Below are 20,179 nucleotides of genomic sequence, written 5' to 3'. Positions count from 1 at the left end.
CGTTCCCCTTGCGCCTTGCGGCAGTTGCGCCGTGCTGCCGTGAATCGCCCGGCGGCACAACCGGCGCAGTGATGAAAGTCACATGGGCTGACCGTTCCGGTGCCGGCCTTTGGCGGTCGGCGGGTGTGGCGCGAACGCTACGCTTTCCAACCGAACTAACCTTTCGATTAAAACCTGTTGTAAAGCGCGGCAGACGGTGGTCTATTCGTATGCGCAACCGCCCGGGATAGGGACGGGCACAATGAGGAGAGTGGGATAATGAGGGGCAAATTGACCCTGCTTGCTGGCGTATGCGCCGGCGCAATCGCGTTTCCGGCCTTCGCGCAGGACACTGCAGCCGCAGAAGAACCCGTGGCAACAACGGATATCGTCGTCACCGCGCAGCGTTCCAGCCAGAGGCTGCAGGACGTGCCGATCGCGGTCAGCGCGTTCAGTTCCGAAGCGCTCGACAAGCAGCAGATCAAGAACACGTCGGATCTTCAGCTGTCGCTGCCCAACGTGACCTTCACCAAAGGCAACTTCACCGGGTCGAGCTTCACCATCCGCGGGATCGGCGATCTCTGCGTGGGCGTGACCTGCGATAGCGCCACTGCGATTCACATGAACAACGCGCCGCTGGCCGGCACGCGTCTGTTCGAAAGTGAATTCTACGACATGGGCCAGATCGAAGTCCTGCGCGGGCCGCAAGGCACGCTGTATGGCCGCAACGCCACTTCGGGCGTGATCAACTTCAAGACCCAGACCCCCAAGCTGACCTCCACCGAAGCCTCTGTGGAAGCCGAATACGGCAACTACAATTCGATCAAGGGCAAGATGATGGTCAACTTGCCGCTGGGCGATGTTGCCGCCGTCCGCGTGGCCGGTTTCTACCTCAACCGCGGTGGTTACACGACCAACATCTTCGACAACACCAAGCTCGACGATCGCGACATGTGGGGCGGCCGCGTCTCGCTGCGGGTTGAACCCGATACCGGCACGACGATGGATTTCATGGTCCAGTACTTCCATGAAAAAGACAATCGCATGCGCATCCAGAAGCAGATGTGCGATCGCGATCCCACCGGCGTGCTCGGCTGCCTGGCCGGCAGCCGTGAGTTTGAAATGACCAATGCCAACACCTCGTTCGTGGGTGTGCTGACCTCGAAGCAGTTCTTCGCGATCAATGGTCTGCCGACGTCATTTGCGCTGGGCGATCTTTATGGCGTGGGTGCCACCAACTGGACCAGCTCGTCGTCGCTTGCCAATTATGGCAACACCATCGATCCCTACAACTGGGCCGGTGCCACCAACCCGGCGGACTACCGCACGGTCAACACCGATTTCACGCCGACTTACTACACGCGTGAATGGATCGCGCAGGCCGGGCTGGATCAGGACCTGGGCGGCGGGCTCAACCTCAGCCTCCAGGGCAATTACCAGAACGTGGTGATCGAATCGCAGCAGGATTACAACCTGTCGGTGCAGAACCGCGCCAATTACGCGCCGGCGCTGAACACGCTGGCGTTCTTTGCAGCGGGCAATGCCGGGGCCGTATTTGTCCCCTATTTTGCACCGCTGGCCGCTGCGCTGATCCCCAATGGCCCCAACGGCACGCTCTGCACCTCGCTGCCCGAAGAAACCGGCACCGGCGTGTTTGGCGGCCACCGCCTCTGTTCGACAACCCCGCAGGATTTTGACCGTTCAAACTCTTACACCTCGAACTGGTCGGCCGAAGCGATCATTTCCTCCAAGTGGGACGGAAAGTTCAACATCCTGCTCGGCGGGATCTATTCGAAGTTCCATCTGACCGAAAACAGCTACTATGTGGACGCATTCGGGATCGATTACTTCGTCGGTGTGTTCGGTTCGTTCACCTCGCTTAGCACGGGTCGTCCGCCCAGCTATCTTGGCACGCCGACGTTCCGGAACAATTCCGATGACCTGCGGGTCAACAGTCAGGGTCTGTTCGGGGAAGCCTATTACGACTTCAATGACAGCGTGAAGCTGACCCTGGGCGTGCGCTACAACCATGATGAAAAGTTCATCACGGCCCGTAGCACGCTGGCCAGCTTCATTACCCCGTACACCGCGACCAACGCGTATCAATCGCCTTATGCCGCCGGCTTCGATGCCGATCCGGCAACGGCCTGCTCACCGTCGGGTTCGAACGTGGCTGGTGCGATTGGTTCGGTTCCGGGCTGCGAGGCCTATCAGATCCGCAGTGTCAGCTTCAGTGAAATGACCGGGCGTGCGGTGCTCAACTTCGATCTGAGCCCGGACAACATGGTCTATCTGTCGTACTCGCGCGGTTACAAGTCGGGCGGCATCAATCCGCCGCTTCAGCCGATCTTCACGGTCCCGGAAACCTTTGATCCGGAATTCGTCAACGCCTTTGAAGTGGGCTCTAAGAACACGCTGATGAACGGGAAGATGACCTTCAACGTCACCGCGTTCTATTACAACTACAAGGATCTGCAGCTTAGCCGCATCGTTGCCCGGACCTCGGTCAACGATAACGTCAGCGCCACGATCTACGGGTTGGAAATCGAATCGGTCATCCGGCCGACCCCGGAACTGTCGATGAATTTCGGGGCAAGCTACCTGCACACCGAAGTTTCGGAAGACAAGTTGCTGGCCAACCCGCGTGACTTTGGTGGCGGCCGCGCTGATGCGGTGATCATCAAGGACATCACCAATGGCGCGAACTGCGCAGTGGCTCCCACCACGGCCGGCAACGCCTCGGGCACGCAGCAGTTCGTGACGCTGGTCAACGGCGGTCTCGGCTTGCTTGGCCCGGCCGGGTTCGGTGCCGGAAGCGGCATCGCTTCGACCGGTGCCTTCGGGATCTGCAACGTGCTGGCGGGGGCAATCGCTGCCCCGTCGGCCGGGCTGCGGGGCATCTTTGCAACCCCGACCGGGCCGCTGCCGTTCACGGTCTACAGTGCGGGCATCGCATCGAACATCAAGGGCAACAAGCTGCCCGGTGCTCCGGACTACAAGTTCTCGGCCGGCATCCAGTATGCCGCACCGGTGGGCGAAATGACGCTGACCCCGCGTGTTGACTTCGTCTACACCGGCAAGTCGACTGGCAACATCTTCAACGGTGCCATCAACGAAGTGCCCAGCTTCAGCCAGGTCAATGCCCAGCTACAGCTCGATGGACCGAATCGGAAATGGTTCCTGCGCGGGTGGATCCAGAACCTGACCGACAACGACGCGATCACCGGTCTCTACGTGACCGATCAATCGTCGGGTAACTACACCAACGTCTTCACGCTCGAACCGCGCCGTTATGGCATCACGGCCGGCATGAAGTTCTAAGCTTCCTGGGAGGGGAGCCAAGCGAAGGGGCCACGTGCAACAGCACGGGGCCCCTTCTGCATTTTGGTTACAGCGGCTTGGATTGGCCGGACTGTGGCAGCCTAACCCACCAGCGAAGCTTCGATCGCGATGCGGATCGCTTCGCTGGTGTGGTTGGCACCCATCTTGCCCAGCATGTTGGCGCGGTGGATTTCCACCGTGCGCGGGCTGATCGCCAGGCGTTCGCCGATCAGCCGGTTGGACAGGCCATCGGCGACCCCTTCCAGCACTTCGCGCTCGCGCCGGGTCAGCTTCCGGATCCGGCTGCGGGCCATCGCCTCGCGCAGGCGGGCATTGCCGGTGGCGGCCCCACTGGTCTGTGCCATGTCGATCGCCAGGCGTACCTGCGCCTCGCCCACCGGCCAGTCGATATAGTCCAGCGCGCCGGCCAGCACCGCGCGCACCACCCGCGGGATCGACGGGTTTTCGGCATAGGCGACCAGCGGCAGCCAGTTGCCGCTATCGGCCATGGCACCAATCAGGTCGTGAATCTCGTCGGCTTCGTCCGCGACAAAGGCCACAGAGCCGCGCGGCCAGCGCTGCTTCATCTCGTTGACACTTTCGAACGGTTCAACATGAATGCCGGTCCCGGCAAGGTTGTGCGAAATCCCCGCACGGCGGCGGAAGTCGCAATCGACCAAAATGATTGTATGCCCCTGTTGCATCGCAGTTTACCCTAATTGTTAGTGCCTAGGGGATATGCCGAAGGTGGCTGCCATGCTTGCCGCGTTACCTCGACTTCGAAGCGTATGCGGCGGCAGGTGGTCATGAAATCGTTTGCAATTGCAGACTTAGCTTGCTCCAGATCGGACATTAATCCCCTCCACCCAGTGCGCGGCCAACCTCGCCCAGATCGCGGGCCAGGGCGCCGATCACGGCCGGATCGTAATCAATGACGTTATCCAGCAGCACGCGGCGCGCGCCGGCATAGAACTGGCGCAGCGCCGCAGCCATGACGGCGGCGGGATCGATGCCCAGCTGCAACGCCGCAATGGCTGCCAGTGCGCGGGTCAGGGCTTCGCTTTTGGCCTGGTTGTCGCCCGCAGCAGACGCGGCCTGCGCGCGGCCCAGCGCATGGCCCAGCTGGTCAAAACAGACCAGCACCAGCTCGCGCGGGTCGCCAACGGCCACCCGGGCATCGAAATCGACCCGGCGATAGGCCTGACTGGGCGTGGTGAGGAGGTGCATGGCCTATCCGTTGCTGGGGTTGTTCCACGCTGCGATCTGGTTCTTGAGGAACGAGAGCGTGGCGCGCGCGGCACCGACCCGGCTGTCGGTGGCGGCAAACCGGGTGATGAACTGGGCGCGCAATTTTTCCTGCGCTTCGGCCAGGTCGGTCTTCTCGGTCGCAAGCTTGAGTTTCTGCGCATTGAGCCGGGCGAGAGAGCCCCCCAGGGTGCCCGGATCGCTGATGCTGCTGACGGTGCGGCCCAGCTTGTCGATTGTGGCGAACACGCCGTGGATGCCATTGGTCAGCATTGCCGTCACGCCCGGGGGAGACGACCCGAGCGTGGCGGCCAGCCGGGTGGAATCGAGGCGGAAGGTGCCGTCGCGGTTGGTGGCGAGGCCCAGATCGGCCAAGGTCCGCGGCGCACCCGCTGCGGCGTTGGGCATCACCGTGCTGCCGGCCAACTGCGCCTGCGCGCGGCGCAGCGCCCGGGTACCGGGATCGCGCGCCAGATCGCCCGAGAGCGGATCGGCGTCCTTGCCCAGCTCGCCCGCCAGCTCGTTGAGCGCGGCGGTCAGGTCGTTCATGAAGGTGGTCACCGCAGCGGCCGGATCGCCAAAGCGGATCGTGGTCGGCGCGTTCACGTTGGTCCCGGTCAATGTCAGGGTAAGCCCCGGGGCGATATTGCTGATCGTGTTCGAAGCGCTGGTCATCGCCAGACCATCAAGCTTGAACTGCGCGCTGGCGGCATTGGCAAGGCACCGCGCGGGATCGCCTGCGGGGGTCCAGGCGAGCGCGGCAAGGCCTTCCTCGCCAGGTGTTTCGGCGGCTTCGATGACAAAGCCATTGGCCGCGCCGCTGCTACCTTTGAGCATCAGATGCGCGCCGTCGCTGCCGTTCAGGATATAGGCGGTTACCCCGGCGCCGGCGGCGTTGATTGCGCCAGCCACATCGGCCAGCGTGGCACCGCTGGCAATGGTTATGGCCACGGCTGCGTGGGCGGTATCCTCGCTGAAGGCCGCGCCGCTGACCGTGCCGAAGCGCAGCGTCAGGCTGCCCGAACCGACCGGGCCGGTCGGTGCGGCAATCGCCGGGCTGCTCAGCACCTGGCTGGCGGCAAGGCCGGTCACTTCGAGCGTATAGCTGCCGCTGCCGGTCGCCGCACCGCGCGATACGGCGGCGACCGCGCCATTGGCGATTTGCGGCTGGCTGGAAAGATCGCCGGTGCGCACGCGCTCACCCACGCCCAAGGCCAGCTGCTGGATCATGTTCTTGATGGTCGAAGCTGCGGTGATCTGGCGATCGACCGATTCGGCTTTGAAGGTGTTGCGATCGATCTTGGCGGCGAACTGCGCGGTGGCCAGGCTTTCGGCCAACGCTGCCATATCAATCCCGCTGCCGCCGCCAAGCGTCTGGACGATCGAACTGGTGACGGATGTGGTGGGCATGATGCGTAGAACGGCCCGCGCCGCGCCCGTTTAAGTGTTTGCCGCAGGATCGGGCCGGCCTTCCACATCGAAGCGCAGCGCCAGCGGCACCGCGATCGCCGGGCGCGCCGGGCTTTCCCCGCGCCGCAGCGAGAAGACGAAGGCCAGCACCGCGGCGACGGCGGCGTAAAGCTCTTCGCGGATCATCTGGTTTTCGCGCGTGGTGAAATAGACCGAACGGGCCAGCGCCGGGTATTCGAGCGTGGGCACCGCCAGTTCGGCGGCCAGCTGTTTCATCGCCAGCGCCTTGTCACCCCGGCCCTTGGCCAGCACGATCGGTGCGGCCGCCTTGGCCGGATCATAGGCCATCGCCACCGCGAAGTGGCTGGGGTTGGTCAGCACGAATTGGGCTTCGCGCATCGCCCTGGCCACCGCGCCACCGGCATAGTGCCGCGCGCGCTGGCGTTGTGCGGCCTTGCGTTCGGGCGATCCTTCGCTTTCCTTGTGCTCGTCGCGCAGTTCCTGCTGGCTCATCCGCAGGCGCAGATAGCGCCGGACCCATTGGATCGGGAAATCGGCCATCGCGATCAGCAACAGCCCGCCCGCCAGCAGCAACAGCAAGCCCGTAAGCGCCTGCCACGCCAGTGCCAGCGCCGGGCCCAGCGCTGCCACCCGGCCAAGCCCGATCAGATCGGCCAGATGCGCGCGGCTCCACGTCCAGACGATCGCGCCCAGCAGCAGCACCTTGGCGATGCCCTTGCCCGCTTCGATCCATCCCGCCGCGCCGAACATCCGCCCCAGCCCGGCCAGCGGATCGATCCGCGAAGCCTTGGGCGCAAGGTTTGCCGCCACCCAGCGCCCATCGGCCGGGCCCAGCTGCACCGCCAGCACCGCCGCCATCACGCCCAGCGCCAGCAGCAGGACCGGTGCAGCCACATCAAGCGCGAGCCGCGCCATCGCCGCGCCTGGAGAGAAGTCCTCAAGCGCGGCGCGGTCCCACTGCAATCCGGCCCGCGCGCCTTGCGCCAACCGGCCGAACAGCCACGGCCCGGCAAATTTGAGCCACGCCGCCCCGGCCAGCAGCGCCGCCGCATTAGCCATATCGCGCGAACGCAGCACATCGCCTTTCAGCGCCGCATCGCGTTTGCGTTTCTCGGTCGGGGCAAAGGTTTTCTCGCCGCTCATCGTTTCAGCAGGCTCGCGGTCTGTTCGATCATCTGGGAAGACAGCTCGTTGAACTGATCGGTCAGCAGCGGGGCAACCGCGATCAGCGCAGCCATACCCGCCAGCACGCCCGCAGGCAGCCCCAGCGAAAACAGGTTGAGCGACGGGGCAGAGCGGCTCAGCACGCCCGCCGCCATCTGCACCAGCAGCAGCACCAAAGTGACCGGCAGCGCGATCGCGACAGCGGCAACAAACATGTCGCTGCCAAAGCCCACAATGATGCGCAAGTGATCGGGGCTTAGCCAGGCCGCGCCAGGGGGGAAAGCGGTGTAGCTTTCGATCACCAGTTCCAGCCAGGTCAGATGCCCGCCAAGCCCAAGGAACACCACCGTCAGCAACACGGTGAAATACTGCCCCAGCGCGGGCGAATGCGCGCCGCTGACCGGATCGGATGCGGTGGCGATGCTCATCCCCATCGCCCCGCCGATCTGTTCGGCCGCCAGCACCGGCGCGGCGAACGACAATTGCAGCACGAAGCCCAGTGCCAGGCCGATCAGCACTTCGGCCAGCAGCGCCAGGATCCCGCTGGCAGATAGCACTGCGGGCGGCACCTGGACCGGCAGCCAGGTGATTACCAGCACGGCGATCGCCCCGGCCACGCCCACGCGCAGCTGCACCGGCACGGCGGCGGCGCTGAAGAACGGGGCGGCCAGCAGCGCTGCGCCGATCCGGGTCATCACGAACAGCAGCCGCCACAGCTCGGTTTCGACGGCACCGAACCCGAAAGTCAGCGTGTTCACCGCGCAGTATCCGCGATCCGGGCGAAAATCTCGGCCGTGAAATCGCCGACCAGCCCCAGCATCGAAGCGCCGAACAGCACCAGCACCAGCGCGGTCACCACCAGTTTGGGCACGAACGTCAGTGTCTGTTCGTTGACCGACGTCGCAGCCTGGACGATCCCGACCACCAGCCCGACGGCGAGGCTGGCGAGCAGCACCGGGGCGGCTACCAGCGCGGTAACCCACAGCATCCGGTCGGCCAGATCGAGAAGCGCGGCGGTGTCATCCATGGGAAAAAGCCCGGCTGAGATCCTCTCCATTTTCGGCGAATGCCGCAAATGGGGAGGTGGCTGCGGCGTCCAGCCGCAGACGGAGGGGTAATGGCGCGAGGGTGGATACCCCTCCGTCATTCGCTGCGCGAATGCCACCTCCCCATTTGGCTTCGCAAAATGGAGAGGACCTTGCTGGTCCAAGCTTCCCCATCACCCGAAACTCGCCGCCAGGCTGCCCATCAGCATCGCCCAGCCATCGACCAGCACGAACAATAGCAGCTTGAACGGCAGCGAGACGATCGTCGGGCTCATCATCATCATCCCCAGGCTCATCAAAACCGAGGAAACCACCAGATCGATCACCAGGAACGGCAGGAACAGCATGAAGCCGATCTGGAACGCGGTCTTGAGTTCGCTGGTGACGAAGGCCGGCAGCAGGATCGAAAATGGCACCTGCGCCACGTTCGCGAACTTGGGTGCCTTGGCCATTTCGGCAAACATCATCAGGTCTTTTTCGCGGGTCTGGCGGATCATGAAGGTGTGAAACTCCACGCCGCCCGCGGCAAAGGCCTGCTCGGCGTTGATCGTCCCGGCACCATAGGGCTGGACCGCCTTCGCGTTCACCGCATCAAGCGTCGGCGCCATCACGAACAGCGAAAGGAACAGCGACAGCCCGATCAGCACCTGGTTGGGCGGGCTTTGCTGGAGACCCAGCGCCTGGCGCAGGATCGACAGCACCACCAGCACCCGGGTGAAGCTGGTCATCATCAGGATCAGCCCGGGCAGCAGTGTCAGCAGCCCCATGACCAGCAGCAACTGCAGCGACAAAGACAGGCCGGGCCCGCCGCCGGGGCCGACTTGCCCCAGCGCCCGGTCCAGCGCGCCGGGGATCGCGCTCTGCGCGTGGGCGAGGGTGGGAAGGAGAAGCAAGGGGAGGGCGAGGAGGCGCTTCATTCGCCCAGCTCCCGCACCGGGGCATCGCCCAGCCGGGTCAGCCCCTGACGGCTCGCCGAGACCAGAATCTCGCGCCCGCCGAATTCGATTACCGCCAGCTTCAATCCCGGGGACAGCATCGTTGTCTCGATAATCCGGAACCGCCTGGCCGCGCCTTGCGCGCCGCCCAGCCGGCCTTGCGCCTTCTGCGCCAGTTTGAGGGTGCCCCAGGCGAGGCCGCCGATCAGCGGCAGCAGGACGATCAGCTTGATCACATACCAGATCATGCCGCGCCCTCGCCGGCTGCCGGCGCACCGGCCATTTCGACGATCCGTAGCCCAAAGCGATTGCCCTGCGCGATGATTTCGCCGCGTGCGATCAGCTTGCCGTTGACGTGGACATCGAGCAGCGCATCGGTCAGCCGTTCGAGCATCACCACGCTATCTTCGCCCAGCGCCAGCACGTCTTTCAGCTTCATGTCGGTGCGGCCGAGTTCGACCGAAAGGCGCACATCGACTTCCTTCAGAAAGTCGAAGCCGCGGGTGTGGATGGTCATGTTGGTCCCCTGTCCAAGAATTCTAAACGGCGATCTGCGTGAGGCGGATTGCCACCAGATCGTCCTGTGCGCCGATCGAGCCGCGCGCGATCACCGCCCCGCCGATGCTCAGCGGCACCGCGCGCGCCACCGCCACCGGCAGCACCGCGCCGGGCTCCAGCGCCGCGATCGCCGAGAGCGGTACGTTCATGTCGACCAAGGTCGCAACCAGCGACAGCGGCACTTCGGAAAATGGTGCGGCTGCCGGATCGGCTGGCCTCGGCGCGCGCCCGGGGCCAGAACCGCCGCTGCCCCCTAGAACCTTGGGCAGCGCAGCCAGCGGCAGGACCAGTCGCAGCTTCCACGGAGCCCGTTTGCCTTCCATCACCTCGATCGGCAGCACGGCAAGCGGTGCACCGGCGGGAAACGGGGCCAGCTCCGCGATCCGCGGATTGCGCTTCAGCGCCCGCAGCGGCCCTTCGCCCAGCGCCAGACCCAGGCAAGCGGCAATCACCGCTTCAAGCCGTGCGATCAGGAGTTCGGCCGAAAGCGGGAATTGCGCCGGAAGCGGGCCAGCTGCATCGCCTTTTCCGCCATAAGCACGGTCCACCAGCCGCAGCACCGCGCCGCCATCGATCGAAGCGAGCAGCGTGACCCCGGGGGCGGAGGGGGCTAGCAAGCTGTTGGCGGCAAGTGCGCCCAGTTCCTGCGCCAGCTCGTTTTCGCGCAATTCGCCGGCGGCAAGCGCGGTGACCGTGGGCGCATCGCCGCCGATCAGGTCAGCCAAGGCCGGGGCCAGCGCGCGGGCAAAGCGTTCCCCGGCGCGGGCCAGCGCGGGCAGCAGATCGGCGGGTTCGGGCCCGCGCCGCAACAATTCGGCGCAATGCTGCGCAGCCGCCCGTTCAGCGACAAAGGCAGGCGCGCTCTTCACTGGACCAGGAAGCTCTTGAAATAGACCTGATCGACCCCGCCGAACCCTTCGGTATCGCTCAGCACCTTGTTGATCGCTGCGGTCAGCCGCTTTTGCAGGTGGTCCTTGCCCTCGGGGGTGAAGGCGTCTTCCTCGGGCGTATCGGCCAGCACCACCAGGATTTCGCTGCGGATCGCCAGTTCATGCTTTTTGAGCCACATCAGCACGCGGCCATCGCGGCGGGTCGAGCAGGCGATATTGATCTGCACCAGCGAGCTGGAATTCTTGAGGTTTGAGGTGAAGTCTTCGGTGAAGGCGTAATAGCTGGTCTTGTAGAGACTGCCGCCTTCGCCTTCGACCTCCTCGCCGCCCTCGCTTTCGCCCTCCTTGGCTTCGGTCTTGGGGGCATAGGGATCTTCCTCGCCCTTCTTGATCAGCTTTGGCAGGTCCTTTTCCTGCTTCTTTTCGGCGTGCGCACTGCTGCCCAACATCCCCGCCCGGACCAGCGCAAAGGTGCCGCCGCCGCCCGCTGCCACCAGCACCAGCGCGCCGATCGCCGTGATCATCAGGCCTTTGCCCTTTTTCTTCTTCTTGGGCTTGTCGCCCGGTTCGGCTGTGTCACTCATCGTCTGGTCCCCTTGCATTGATCGTTCAGGCAAAAATGCCGCTGCGACCGGCGGGCCGTTCGGCGCTGGCGCGGGCGCGCGGCTGGCTTTCAAAACGGTGCGGGCCATCGCCGCGGCGATCCTGGCCGTGGCCGCGCTGCTGGCTGCCGGGCGCGGTCTGGGCGCTCTGGCTATCGCTGCGCGCGCTGGTCTGCAGACTGCCCGATTGCTGGGCCGCCGCTTCGGCGCTGCGCGGTTCGGCCAGCGCGATGACCGGCGGTGCGGCCTGCGCGGCAATCCGGGCAAAATCGGGATCGGCGCTGGCCAGCGAAACCGCCAGCGTGCCATCCTCGTGGCGGAAATTCAGCTGGACCCGGCCAAAATCGGCATGCGCCAGGCTGACCGTGACCGATTGCGGCGCGGCTGCCTCGCGCGCGGCGGACAGCCGGTCGATCAGCGCAGCGAAATCCTGCGGCCGGGTGGGCGGCGCAGCGGGTGCGGCCGCCAATAGCGATTGCGGCGCGGCTGGCGGCGCGGCCAGGGGCAACATGGCGGGCGCTGCGGCTTCGCCTTCGTCGCCGGGCAGCGCGGCCGGCAACCGGATCAGCCCGCCGGCTTCGGCCCGGGTGGCGCGCGGCAAAGTTTCGGCCAGCGCCACCGCGACCCGCACCTGGCGGAGCGGCGCCGGAGCCGGATTCGGCGTGGGATCGGCCGGAACGGACAGTGACGACGCAGCCGTCTCGATCAGCGGCGCGGCGGGAGCGAGACGGCGCTGGACCCGCGGCGCCAGCACGGCAAGCGCTGTCTGCGGCGCGGCAAGTTCGATCGGCAGTGCGGCCTCAGGCTCAGCGCTGACAGCGCGGCTGGGTGCGGGCAGCGCGGGCAAAGCGCGCAGCACGGCGGCATGCTCACTGTGCCCGGGCTGCTGGGGCGCATGTGCGGTCAGTGCCGCCAGCGCCGGAGCGGGGAGTGACAGCAGTGCGATCACCGGGGCGGGTTCGGGCGCTGCTTCGGGCAGGTCAGCTTCGTCCGTGATGGTGGGGGCGGGTTCTTCGGCCAGTATGGGCCCTGCAGGCTCGGCCTTCTTCGCCTGCCCGCGCGGCAGGGCTGCGCGGTGCAGCAACACCGTTGGCGAAGCAGCGCTGGGCGGTGCGTCCGCCTCGCACGTTGTTTCGGCAGCAAGCGCCGCTTCGGGCAAGGCGGTTTGCGGCAAGGCGGGCGGCAAGATTTTGCCGGTGGTTGCCGCCGCGCTTGCCGGTGCGGGCTGGGGCAGGATGGGCGCTGTGAACGTCGCCGGATCTATCGGAACATCGCTGGCGGGCAGTGTCTGCCGGGCCGACTGGGCCAGAATTGTCAGGAAATCTGGGCCTTGCACGGCTTCTGCCGGTTCACCTGGCGGCATGCTGCCGGGGATCGGCAGGGCGGCCAAGGCGGTCAGGGCAGGGCTGGCAATCATCGACGGGGTTCCTTCGCATTGGCTCTGCCGCCCACTATTCAAGCCCCGTGCCAATTTGCTTGCGGGCGGTGCTGGCCGGGTGCGAACCGCGCTGGGCGAGCGCGCGTTCACCGGCTGCCGCGCGGTCTTCCACAGCGGCGCGGCGGCGTTCGGCCTGGGCCAGCTCCTGCTGGCGCAGATCGGCCATGGCCTGCGCCGAAGCGGCATCGCGGCTGGTAGCCTGGGTGATCCCGGCCAGACCAAGCGTGAACCGGGCCTGCTGGCGCAAGGCCTGGCCATCGCCAATTGCGCTGAGATCGCGGTAACCATCAGCCATGGCGCGGGTCCGCGCGGCCAGGGCGTTCAGGTGGGCGAGCGTGCCTTCGGCCTCTGCGGCCTGCTGTGCGGCTTGTTGCCTGGCCAGCGCCCGCACTTTTTCCAGCCGCCGCAGCCGCGTCAACTTGCGCTGCTCAGTCCGCATCGCTCAGCAGCCGTGCCAGCGCCGCGGTGCTGCGCTCCAGCGGCACCACTTCGCGCGCGTGCTGGCCCAGAAACGTACTCAGCGCATCGTGCATCGCGATCGCCCGGTCGAGCAGCGGGTCGGCACCAGGACGATATGCGCCCATCAGAACCAGGTCGCGGTTTGCCTCGTAAGTGGCGACAAGGGCGCGGAATTCGCGCGCCAACGCGGCATGCTCGGGCCTTACGATCCGGTCCATCACCCGGCTGAGCGAGGCGGCGACATCGATCGCCGGATATTGCCCGCGCTGGGCCAGATCGCGGCTCAGCACGACGTGGCCATCAAGGATCGAGCGCGCGGTATCGACCACCGGATCGTCCTGGTTGTCGCCGTCGGCCAGCACGGTGTAGATCCCGGTTATCGAACCGCCGCTGGCAGCTGAATTGCCCGCGCGCTCGACCAGCTTGGTAATCGCCGCCAGTGCCGAAGGGGGATAGCCACGCGCCGCGCCGGGTTCGCCCAGCAACAGCGCCAGTTCGCGCGCGGCGTGAGCCACGCGGGTCAAGCTGTCCATGATCAGCAGCACCTGGCGGCCCTGTGCGCGGAAATATTCGGCCAGCGACGTGGCGAGCATCGCCCCGCGCAGCCGCAGGTTCGGCGCATGGTCAGCCGGCACTGCAACCACCGCAGTGCGCGCGCGCCTGGACCCGGCCATATGGCGTTCGACGAAATCGGACACTTCGCGCGCGCGTTCGCCGATCAGGCCGACGATGACCACTTCGGCCTCGGCGCCGCTGGCGATCATGTCGAGAAGGACCGATTTGCCGACGCCCGATCCCGCCATGATCCCGATCCGCTGGCCGACCCCGAAGGTGGTCAGCGCGTTGAGTGCGCGCACGCCCACGTCGAACGGTTCGCGCACGCCTGATCGGTCGAGCGCCGAGGTGCGCTTGCCGCCCGCTGGCCAGGCTTGCCGCGAATGGATCGGCGCGAGGCCATCGATCGCCAGCCCCTGGCCATCGACGGCGCGCCCCAAAAACGCCTCGCCCACATACAGCATCCCGGGCTGGCCTTCGGCCCGCACCCGCGCGCCGGGGCGCAGCATCACCGTATCGCCCAGCAGCATCATCAAGGTACGGCCATTCCTGAAGCCGATCACTTCGGCGGTCAGCGGTTCGTTCGGCCCTTGCGCCACCTTGCAAAGCGCGCCGACCGGGGCGCTGAGGCCCGAAACTTCGAGCAGCCCGCCATCGCAAGCGGTCAGCAAGCCATATCGGCCGGGTGAGAGATCGATCGTTGCGGCAGCAAGCTCGCTGAGCAGGGGGTCGAACAGGTTCAGCATTGCCCCAGCGCCTCGGCAATCGCGCGGCGCCAGTGGGCCGGGCCGTCCTCGACCCCGCCACTGGCGCTTTCGATCCGCAGACTTCCACGTTCAAGCGCCGGATCAGAAAGCACTTCAAGGTCGGCGGGCAAGTGCCGCGCAACCAGTTTGAAATCGTCGGGATGGAGCCGCAGCACGCGTTCATCATCGGCGCGCGACAGCATTGCCGCGGCGCGTTCGACCCGCACGGTCAGCGCCGCCTGATCGAGCGCGAGCGGTGCGATCGCCGCCTCGCACAAGGTTTCGACCGTGACGAACAGCTTTTGCCGCAGCGCTTCGGCCAGCTGCGAATCGAGCCGGGCCAGCGACAGCGTGATCGCAGCGCGCGCTGCGGCATCGGCTTCGGCTCCGGCAAGCGCCGCCGCGCTGGCCTCGGCATGACCGGCGGCATAGCCCTCGTCCCAGGCCTGGGTCAGGGGATCGACCGGGTCGGCGGCTTCGCGTTCGAAAAGGTCGGTGGCATAGCGCGGATCGGCCTGAAACCCGCCACCCGCCGCCAGCGCCGCGAAGGGGAGGCTAGACATAGTCGTCATCCCCGCCGCCTGCGCCGAACTGGATCACGCCATCTACCGCCAGCCGCCGGGCGATGGTGACAATCGCCTTTTGCGCTTCGAGCACCTCGGCCATTTTCAGGCGTCCGCGCGCCGCGATCTCGTCCTTGACACCGTCAGCCGCGCGGCTCGACATGGCGCGGAAAAACACGTCGCGGCTTTCCTCTGCGGTGCCTTTCAGCGCGTCGATCAGCACTTCGCTTTCAACTTCGCGCAGCAGCGCACCCATCGCCTGGGGATCGAGCGCGAACAGGTGTTCGAACTTGAACATCTCGCCTTCGATCGCTTTGGCCAGTGCTTTGTCGATCTTGTTCAGTTCAGGCATGATCCGCTTTTCAGCGGCCTTGCCGGCCTGGTTGATGATGTCTGCGGCCTGTTTGGCCCCGCCCATCGACAGCACGCCCTTGCCGTGGCGCTGGGCGATGCGTTGTTCGAGCAGCGTTTCAAGCATGGTGACCGTATCGCCAGAGATCGGCCCCAGCGTGGCGACGCGGTGGACCACCTGGGTCTGTTCATCGGGTTTGAGCGCATGGAGCACTTCGGCTGCCACTTGCGCGTCAAGTTGCACCAGCAGCACCGCAATCGCCTGGGGGTGCTCGCCCTTGACCAGCGGGATCAGCGCCTGCGGGGTCAGCCAGCGCGCGAGTTCGATTGCGGGGCCGGTTACTGCACCTTCGGGCAGGATCTTCTGCATCAGGTTCTCGCCCTTCAGCGCGCCCACCGCCTTGGTCATCACCCGGCGCACGTGATCGTTGCGCCCGCGCGCGCTGATGCCTTGCTGCTGCGCGGAATTGACGAAGCCGCTGATTGCCTGGGTGATCTGGTCGGGGCTGATATCGCCCAGGCTGCACATTTTCTCGCCCAGCAGCGCAAGCTCTTCCGGGCCCAGCTGGCTGAGGATCTGCGCGGCCTGATCCTCTTCCAGCAGCATGATCATGACGGCTGCACGTTCGGCATCGCCCAGCCCGGCAAGCGCGGTTTCGGCCAGCGCGCTCATCGTGCCGTCTCCGCTGCCGATTGGCCCAGCATGGCACGCAGTGCCACCAGCGCGTCCTCAGGCTTTTCCTCGACGATCCGCTGCGCCAGACCGACCTGGCGTCCCAAGACTGCAGCATCGACCGGGCCGTGCGTGGGCAAAGTTCGCGGCGCGGCGCTGCCGTTATTACGTTCACCGGCGGGGGCGGGATCGCGCTTCAAGGCGCGGACCAGCGGGCGCACGCCCATCAGCAAAACCAGCAACACGCCCAGCAAGGCCGCCACTGTCCGCACCACCATGGCAAACCACGGCGTTTCGTAGAACGGCAAGGCGGTGTCTTCGGGCACGTCGAACGGGCGGACCAGCACCTGAATCTGGTCGCCGCGCTGCGGATCGACCCCTGTCGCAGCGGCGACCAGCGCCTTGATCTGCTCGATATCGCCGGGCTTGGCCTTCTTCATCACCTCCTGGCTGACCGCAACCGCGACCGACAGCCGCTTGATCTTGCCGGGCGCGGCATTGGCGACCGAAACTTCGCGGCCCAGTTCGTAAGTGCGGCTGGCCGAGCTTTCGCCGTTAACCCCGCCTTGTGCGGGCGCTGCCGCGGCGCTCTGCCCTTGCGGCGGGCCCGGCGTAGCGGTGGCCGCAGGCGGCGGAGTGTTCGAAAGCTGGCCGGGAATGCCCTGCGCCAGCCCCGGCGCGGTGCTGCCGGCCTGCGATTGTTCCTGCGTTTCAGAGCGGACCACACCGTCCTTGTCGAACCGTTCGCGCGCCGAAGTGACCTCGTCCATGTCAAGCTCAAGCTGGATCTCGCTGGAGAAATTGCCCGCCCCCAGCATCGGGGTCAGCAGGGTATCAAGCTGCGCGCGCAGCTTGTCTTCCATCCGGCCCTGCAGTTCCAGCCGGTCGCTGTCGGCATTGCCGCCAGCGGACAGCAGCTTGCCGCGCTGATCGGCGACGCGCACCGCATCGGCGTTCATCCCCGGCACCGACCCGGCGACCAGATTGACGATCGCCGCCACCTGCCCGTCGGACAATTGCCGGCCCTTGGCCATGCGCAGCATCACCGATGCGGTGGGCGGTGAATTGTCGCGCACGAAGACCGACCTGGCCCCTTCGGCCAGATGCACGCGCACACCCTCCACCCCGTCGATCTCCTCGATCGTCAGTTGCAGCTCGTGCTCGCGCGCGGCGCGCAGGCGTTCGCCTTCAAGGTTCTTGCTGGCACCCAGCGGCAGGCTGTCGAGCGCGGCGGTGGGATCGGGCGTGGCCAGCGCGCCATCCTGCGCGACCAGCATCCGCGCCTTGTAAAGATCATCTTCAGCCACCGTCAGCGTGCCGGTAGCGTTGTCGATCCTGTAGGCGATCCCGGCTTTGTCGAGGCTGGAAACCACCCCGGCGCGGCTATTGTCATCAAGTTCGGAATAAAGGATGCGCTGCGGCGCGGGGCTGAGCAGCGACCAGGTCAGCGCGACACCGCCGATCGCGGCGGCGCCAAGAAACCACGGCAGCGCGCGGCGCACCAGCGGCTGGGCACTCAGCGCACGCAGGCGGTCCAGCGGTCCGCCGGTGGCAAGCGGCACCAGCGGCGTGTTGGTTGGGGCAAAGTCAGCCTCGGCCATCGGTTACACTCCCATCCGCATGATATCCTGGTAGGCACTGAGCAGGCGGTTGCGCACCTGCAGCGTTGCCTCGAACGCGACCCCGGCTTCCTGGCGGGCCAGCATGACTTTGGCGATGTCGGTCACGTCACCGCGTTCGTAAGCGGCGGACAGATCCTCCGCCCGGCCTTGGGTGGCCGATACGTCCTGCAAGGCATTGCTCAGCGCGCCACCAAAGCCCCCGCCAGGGGGCGGGGCCTGCGCGGCAGGCGCACCGCCTTGCGTGGCCTGATGGACATCCTTGAGGATCTGTGAGCGATCGAGGATCTGCTGGCGCATCGCCAGGATCTGCTGGATCCCGCCGCCACCAATGGGGCCGATTCCGTTCATCGCCGGCCTCCGGCCATGGCGATCCCGGCGTCACGAAACGCGGCCAGGCGGTAACGCAGCGTGCGTTCCGAAATCCCCAGCTCGCGCGCTGCAGCAAGCCGGTTGCCGCCGCAGGCCGCCAGCGTTGCCATGATCGCGCGGGCTTCGGAAATCTGGACGATGTTCGACAGACGGCGCGGATCGGGCTGGCCGGCGGCGGGCAGGGCATCGCCGACCAGCCGCGCGGGCTGATCGAAGACGATATGGTGCGGTGCAATCTCTGTCTGGCCATCCGCCAGCAGCAGCGCGCGGCGCATCACGTTTTCCAGTTCGCGGACATTGCCCGGCCAGCCGTGCAGTTTGAGCATGGCCAGCGCTGCTGCGCAAATCCACGGCACCGCCCGGTTTGACGCGGTGTGGCGCAGCACCATGGCAAAGGCCAGCGGGGCAATATCCTCGGCCCGCTCGCGCAACGGGCGCAGGCCCAGCGGGAAGACGTTGAGGCGGTAGAACAGATCGGCGCGGAACCGGCCTTCGGCCACTTCGGTGGGCAGATCGCGGTTGGCGCAGGCGATGATCCGCACATCGACCTTGATCGGCTCGGTCGATCCGATCGGCACGACTTCGCCTTCCTGCAGCGCGCGCAGCAGCTTGGCCTGAAGCCCCAGCGGCATTTCCGCGATCTCGTCCAGCATCAAGGTGCCGCCATCAGCCGCGCGGAAGAAGCCCAGTGCGGCTTCGCTGGCACCGGTAAAGGCGCCTTTCTTGTGTCCGAACAGCAAGGCTTCGAGCATCGTTTCGGGCATTGCCGCGCAGTTGACGGCCACGAATGGTTTGGCGCTGCGGGGGCTGCGCTGATGGATGAAGCGGCTCAGCACCTCCTTGCCGGTGCCGGTCGGCCCGCCGATCAGCACCGGGATCTCGCTGGCGGCCAGCCGTTCTGCCAGGGCCAGCACCGAAAGCGATTCGGGATCGGCGGCAATCGGCAGGCCCGGAGTGGCCATCACCGCAAGCAGCGCGGCCAGCGCGCTTTCGTCGCCTGCGTCGGCATAGGCAAGGGTGAAGCGGCCGCGGCCACCGTCGCGGGTCAGCGAAGCGATTGCAGAGCGTTCGAGCGTGATCACCGGGCCGGGCCCGGGCTGAACCGGGTCGGCCGGGCAACGCAGCAGCGGCATCGCCGAACCTTCGAGCGTGCCGAGTATTGCCGCAGCGCGCTGCAGCAGCGCCGCGTGGCCGCGCCTGACGCCTTCTGTTGCTCCCAAACCGTTCATCGTTATGACCCCCTGATTAACCATGCTTCGAGGGCTCTTTTGCGCGCAAGACGGCAAACTGTTTGGTAATTTAAGCTCAGGGACAAACGCTTAGGTAATTTCCCCCTGACGCGGGAAGCACCACCGGCCCGTTCCCGTGTCACGAGATCGCGAAAATGTCCGGGGGACAATTTCGTCGGGGCACCCCGACCACCCCAAGGGTACCACGTCACGGGTGGTCGGGCCGGGGGAGCGGGCCGGTGTTGCTTCCCGCGTCAACGGGAAAATACTTAAGCGTTTGTCCTTGGGCTTAAATTACCGAACCGTTCGACGTTCTGCGCACAAAAGAGCCCGCGAAGCATGGTTAATCAGGGGGCCATAACGATGAACGGTTTGGGATCAACAGAGGGGCTCAGGCGCGGCCACGCGGCATTGCTGCAGCGTGCCGCAGCGATCCTCGGCACGCTGGAAGGATCGGCAATGCCGCTGCTGCGCTGCCCGGCCGATCCGGTTCAGCCCGGACCCGGCCCGGTGATCACGCTGGAACGCTCTGCAATCTGCGCGCTGACCCGCGACGGCGGCCGCGGCCGCTACACGCTTGCTTATGCAGACCCGGGCGACGAAAGCGCGCTGGCCGCGCTGCTTGCCGTAATGGCTACGCCGGGTCTGCCGATCGCCGCCGATCCCGAATCGCTGTCGGTGCTGGCGCTGGCTGAGCGACTGGCCGCCAGCCAGATTCCGGTGCTGATCGGCGGACCGACCGGCACCGGCAAGGAAGTGCTGAGCCGCTTCATCCACCAGCGCAGCCCGCGCAGTGCCAAGCCGTTCGTGGCCGTAAACTGCGCGGCGATGCCCGAAACGATGCTGGAAGCGCTGCTGTTCGGCCACAAGAAGGGCGCCTTCACCGGGGCCACCGAAGCGGCGCAAGGCTTCTTCCGCGCGGCCGATGGCGGCACCTTGATGCTCGACGAGATCGCGGAAATGCCGCTGGGGCTTCAGGCCAAGCTGCTGCGCGCGCTGCAGG

Annotated in this window: 21 protein-coding genes; 2 read left to right on the top strand and 19 right to left on the bottom strand. The window is 66.3% G+C overall.

Translation table 11 applies throughout. The features are described from left to right. The first annotated feature begins 258 nt into the window (after positions 1 to 258). Positions 259 to 3,300 (top strand): TonB-dependent receptor, encoded by a 3,042-nt coding sequence (locus RMN99_RS07890; protein WP_309622759.1) that lies wholly within the window; start codon positions 259 to 261, stop codon positions 3,298 to 3,300. A 101-nt stretch (positions 3,301 to 3,401) separates the two neighbouring features. Here the strand turns inward: RMN99_RS07890 and RMN99_RS07885 are convergent, their stop codons facing one another. The 19 genes from RMN99_RS07885 to RMN99_RS07795 all read right to left on the bottom strand — a co-directional run bounded on the left by RMN99_RS07885 (position 3,402) and on the right by RMN99_RS07795 (position 19,176). Then, positions 3,402 to 4,004, bottom strand: coding sequence for a LuxR C-terminal-related transcriptional regulator (locus RMN99_RS07885; protein WP_309622758.1), 603 nt, complete (start codon positions 4,002 to 4,004; stop codon positions 3,402 to 3,404). Positions 4,005 to 4,152: 148 nt separating this feature from the next. Next, complete coding sequence (locus tag RMN99_RS07880) at positions 4,153 to 4,527, bottom strand: flagellar protein FliS (RefSeq protein ID WP_309622757.1); 375 nt, start codon at positions 4,525 to 4,527, stop codon at positions 4,153 to 4,155. 3 nt (positions 4,528 to 4,530) lie between these two features. Next, positions 4,531 to 5,955: a flagellar filament capping protein FliD gene (gene fliD, locus RMN99_RS07875; RefSeq protein ID WP_309622756.1), complete on the bottom strand. Its 1,425-nt coding sequence runs from the start codon at positions 5,953 to 5,955 to the stop codon at positions 4,531 to 4,533. 30 nt (positions 5,956 to 5,985) lie between these two features. Further along, the gene (locus tag RMN99_RS07870; RefSeq protein WP_309622755.1) at positions 5,986 to 7,119 is read right to left on the bottom strand and encodes an EscU/YscU/HrcU family type III secretion system export apparatus switch protein; all 1,134 of its coding nucleotides are present in this window, start codon (positions 7,117 to 7,119) and stop codon (positions 5,986 to 5,988) included. Next, positions 7,116 to 7,898 (bottom strand): flagellar biosynthetic protein FliR, encoded by a 783-nt coding sequence (fliR, locus tag RMN99_RS07865; protein WP_309622754.1) that lies wholly within the window; start codon positions 7,896 to 7,898, stop codon positions 7,116 to 7,118. Before fliR ends, RMN99_RS07870 begins: the two co-directional genes overlap by 4 nt. Then, the gene (gene fliQ / locus RMN99_RS07860) at positions 7,895 to 8,167 is read right to left on the bottom strand and encodes a flagellar biosynthesis protein FliQ (protein WP_309622753.1); all 273 of its coding nucleotides are present in this window, start codon (positions 8,165 to 8,167) and stop codon (positions 7,895 to 7,897) included. Before fliQ ends, fliR begins: the two co-directional genes overlap by 4 nt. Positions 8,168 to 8,359: 192 nt before the next feature. Then, positions 8,360 to 9,103: a flagellar type III secretion system pore protein FliP gene (fliP, locus tag RMN99_RS07855; RefSeq protein ID WP_309622752.1), complete on the bottom strand. Its 744-nt coding sequence runs from the start codon at positions 9,101 to 9,103 to the stop codon at positions 8,360 to 8,362. Further along, positions 9,100 to 9,369 carry a flagellar biosynthetic protein FliO gene (locus RMN99_RS07850; protein ID WP_309622751.1) on the bottom strand — a complete coding sequence of 90 codons (270 nt, stop codon included), beginning with the start codon at positions 9,367 to 9,369 and terminating at the stop codon, positions 9,100 to 9,102. The genes fliP and RMN99_RS07850 overlap by 4 nt, the downstream gene beginning before the upstream one ends. Then, on the bottom strand, positions 9,366 to 9,638 hold the full coding sequence (fliN, locus tag RMN99_RS07845) for a flagellar motor switch protein FliN (RefSeq protein WP_309622750.1): 273 nt from the start codon (positions 9,636 to 9,638) through the stop codon (positions 9,366 to 9,368). Before fliN ends, RMN99_RS07850 begins: the two co-directional genes overlap by 4 nt. Positions 9,639 to 9,660: 22 nt before the next feature. Then, the gene (locus RMN99_RS07840) at positions 9,661 to 10,548 is read right to left on the bottom strand and encodes a FliM/FliN family flagellar motor switch protein (protein WP_309622749.1); all 888 of its coding nucleotides are present in this window, start codon (positions 10,546 to 10,548) and stop codon (positions 9,661 to 9,663) included. Then, positions 10,545 to 11,153, bottom strand: coding sequence for a flagellar basal body-associated FliL family protein (gene fliL / locus RMN99_RS07835; RefSeq protein WP_309622748.1), 609 nt, complete (start codon positions 11,151 to 11,153; stop codon positions 10,545 to 10,547). The genes RMN99_RS07840 and fliL overlap by 4 nt, the downstream gene beginning before the upstream one ends. Positions 11,154 to 11,178: 25 nt before the next feature. Further along, on the bottom strand, positions 11,179 to 12,588 hold the full coding sequence (locus RMN99_RS07830; RefSeq protein ID WP_309622747.1) for a hypothetical protein: 1,410 nt from the start codon (positions 12,586 to 12,588) through the stop codon (positions 11,179 to 11,181). A 34-nt stretch (positions 12,589 to 12,622) separates the two neighbouring features. Further along, on the bottom strand, positions 12,623 to 13,048 hold the full coding sequence (locus tag RMN99_RS07825) for a hypothetical protein (RefSeq protein WP_309622746.1): 426 nt from the start codon (positions 13,046 to 13,048) through the stop codon (positions 12,623 to 12,625). Next, positions 13,038 to 14,369 (bottom strand): FliI/YscN family ATPase, encoded by a 1,332-nt coding sequence (locus RMN99_RS07820; protein ID WP_309622745.1) that lies wholly within the window; start codon positions 14,367 to 14,369, stop codon positions 13,038 to 13,040. Before RMN99_RS07820 ends, RMN99_RS07825 begins: the two co-directional genes overlap by 11 nt. Continuing rightward, entirely contained in the window at positions 14,363 to 14,932 is a 570-nt protein-coding gene (locus RMN99_RS07815; protein WP_309622744.1) for a FliH/SctL family protein, read from the bottom strand. Before RMN99_RS07815 ends, RMN99_RS07820 begins: the two co-directional genes overlap by 7 nt. Continuing rightward, positions 14,925 to 15,956 carry a flagellar motor switch protein FliG gene (fliG, locus tag RMN99_RS07810; protein ID WP_309622743.1) on the bottom strand — a complete coding sequence of 344 codons (1,032 nt, stop codon included), beginning with the start codon at positions 15,954 to 15,956 and terminating at the stop codon, positions 14,925 to 14,927. The genes RMN99_RS07815 and fliG overlap by 8 nt, the downstream gene beginning before the upstream one ends. Beyond that, the gene (gene fliF / locus RMN99_RS07805) at positions 15,953 to 17,557 is read right to left on the bottom strand and encodes a flagellar basal-body MS-ring/collar protein FliF (RefSeq protein ID WP_309622742.1); all 1,605 of its coding nucleotides are present in this window, start codon (positions 17,555 to 17,557) and stop codon (positions 15,953 to 15,955) included. Before fliF ends, fliG begins: the two co-directional genes overlap by 4 nt. Before the next feature lie 3 nt (positions 17,558 to 17,560). Beyond that, positions 17,561 to 17,926: a flagellar hook-basal body complex protein FliE gene (fliE, locus tag RMN99_RS07800; protein ID WP_309622741.1), complete on the bottom strand. Its 366-nt coding sequence runs from the start codon at positions 17,924 to 17,926 to the stop codon at positions 17,561 to 17,563. Then, positions 17,923 to 19,176, bottom strand: a complete 1,254-nt coding sequence (locus tag RMN99_RS07795; protein ID WP_309622740.1) for a sigma 54-interacting transcriptional regulator — start codon at positions 19,174 to 19,176, stop codon at positions 17,923 to 17,925. The genes fliE and RMN99_RS07795 overlap by 4 nt, the downstream gene beginning before the upstream one ends. Before the next feature lie 363 nt (positions 19,177 to 19,539). Between RMN99_RS07795 and RMN99_RS07790 the strand changes: the two genes are divergently transcribed. Continuing rightward, positions 19,540 to 20,179 (top strand): sigma-54 factor interaction domain-containing protein (locus RMN99_RS07790; RefSeq protein ID WP_309622739.1); only part of this gene is annotated, 640 nt, incomplete at its 3' end.

Source organism: Novosphingobium sp., from assembly GCF_031417815.1.
Taxonomy (GTDB): Bacteria; Pseudomonadota; Alphaproteobacteria; order Sphingomonadales; family Sphingomonadaceae; genus Novosphingobium.
Note: the sequence above shows the minus strand (reverse complement) of the source record. Positions and strands in the feature narration are given on the sequence as shown.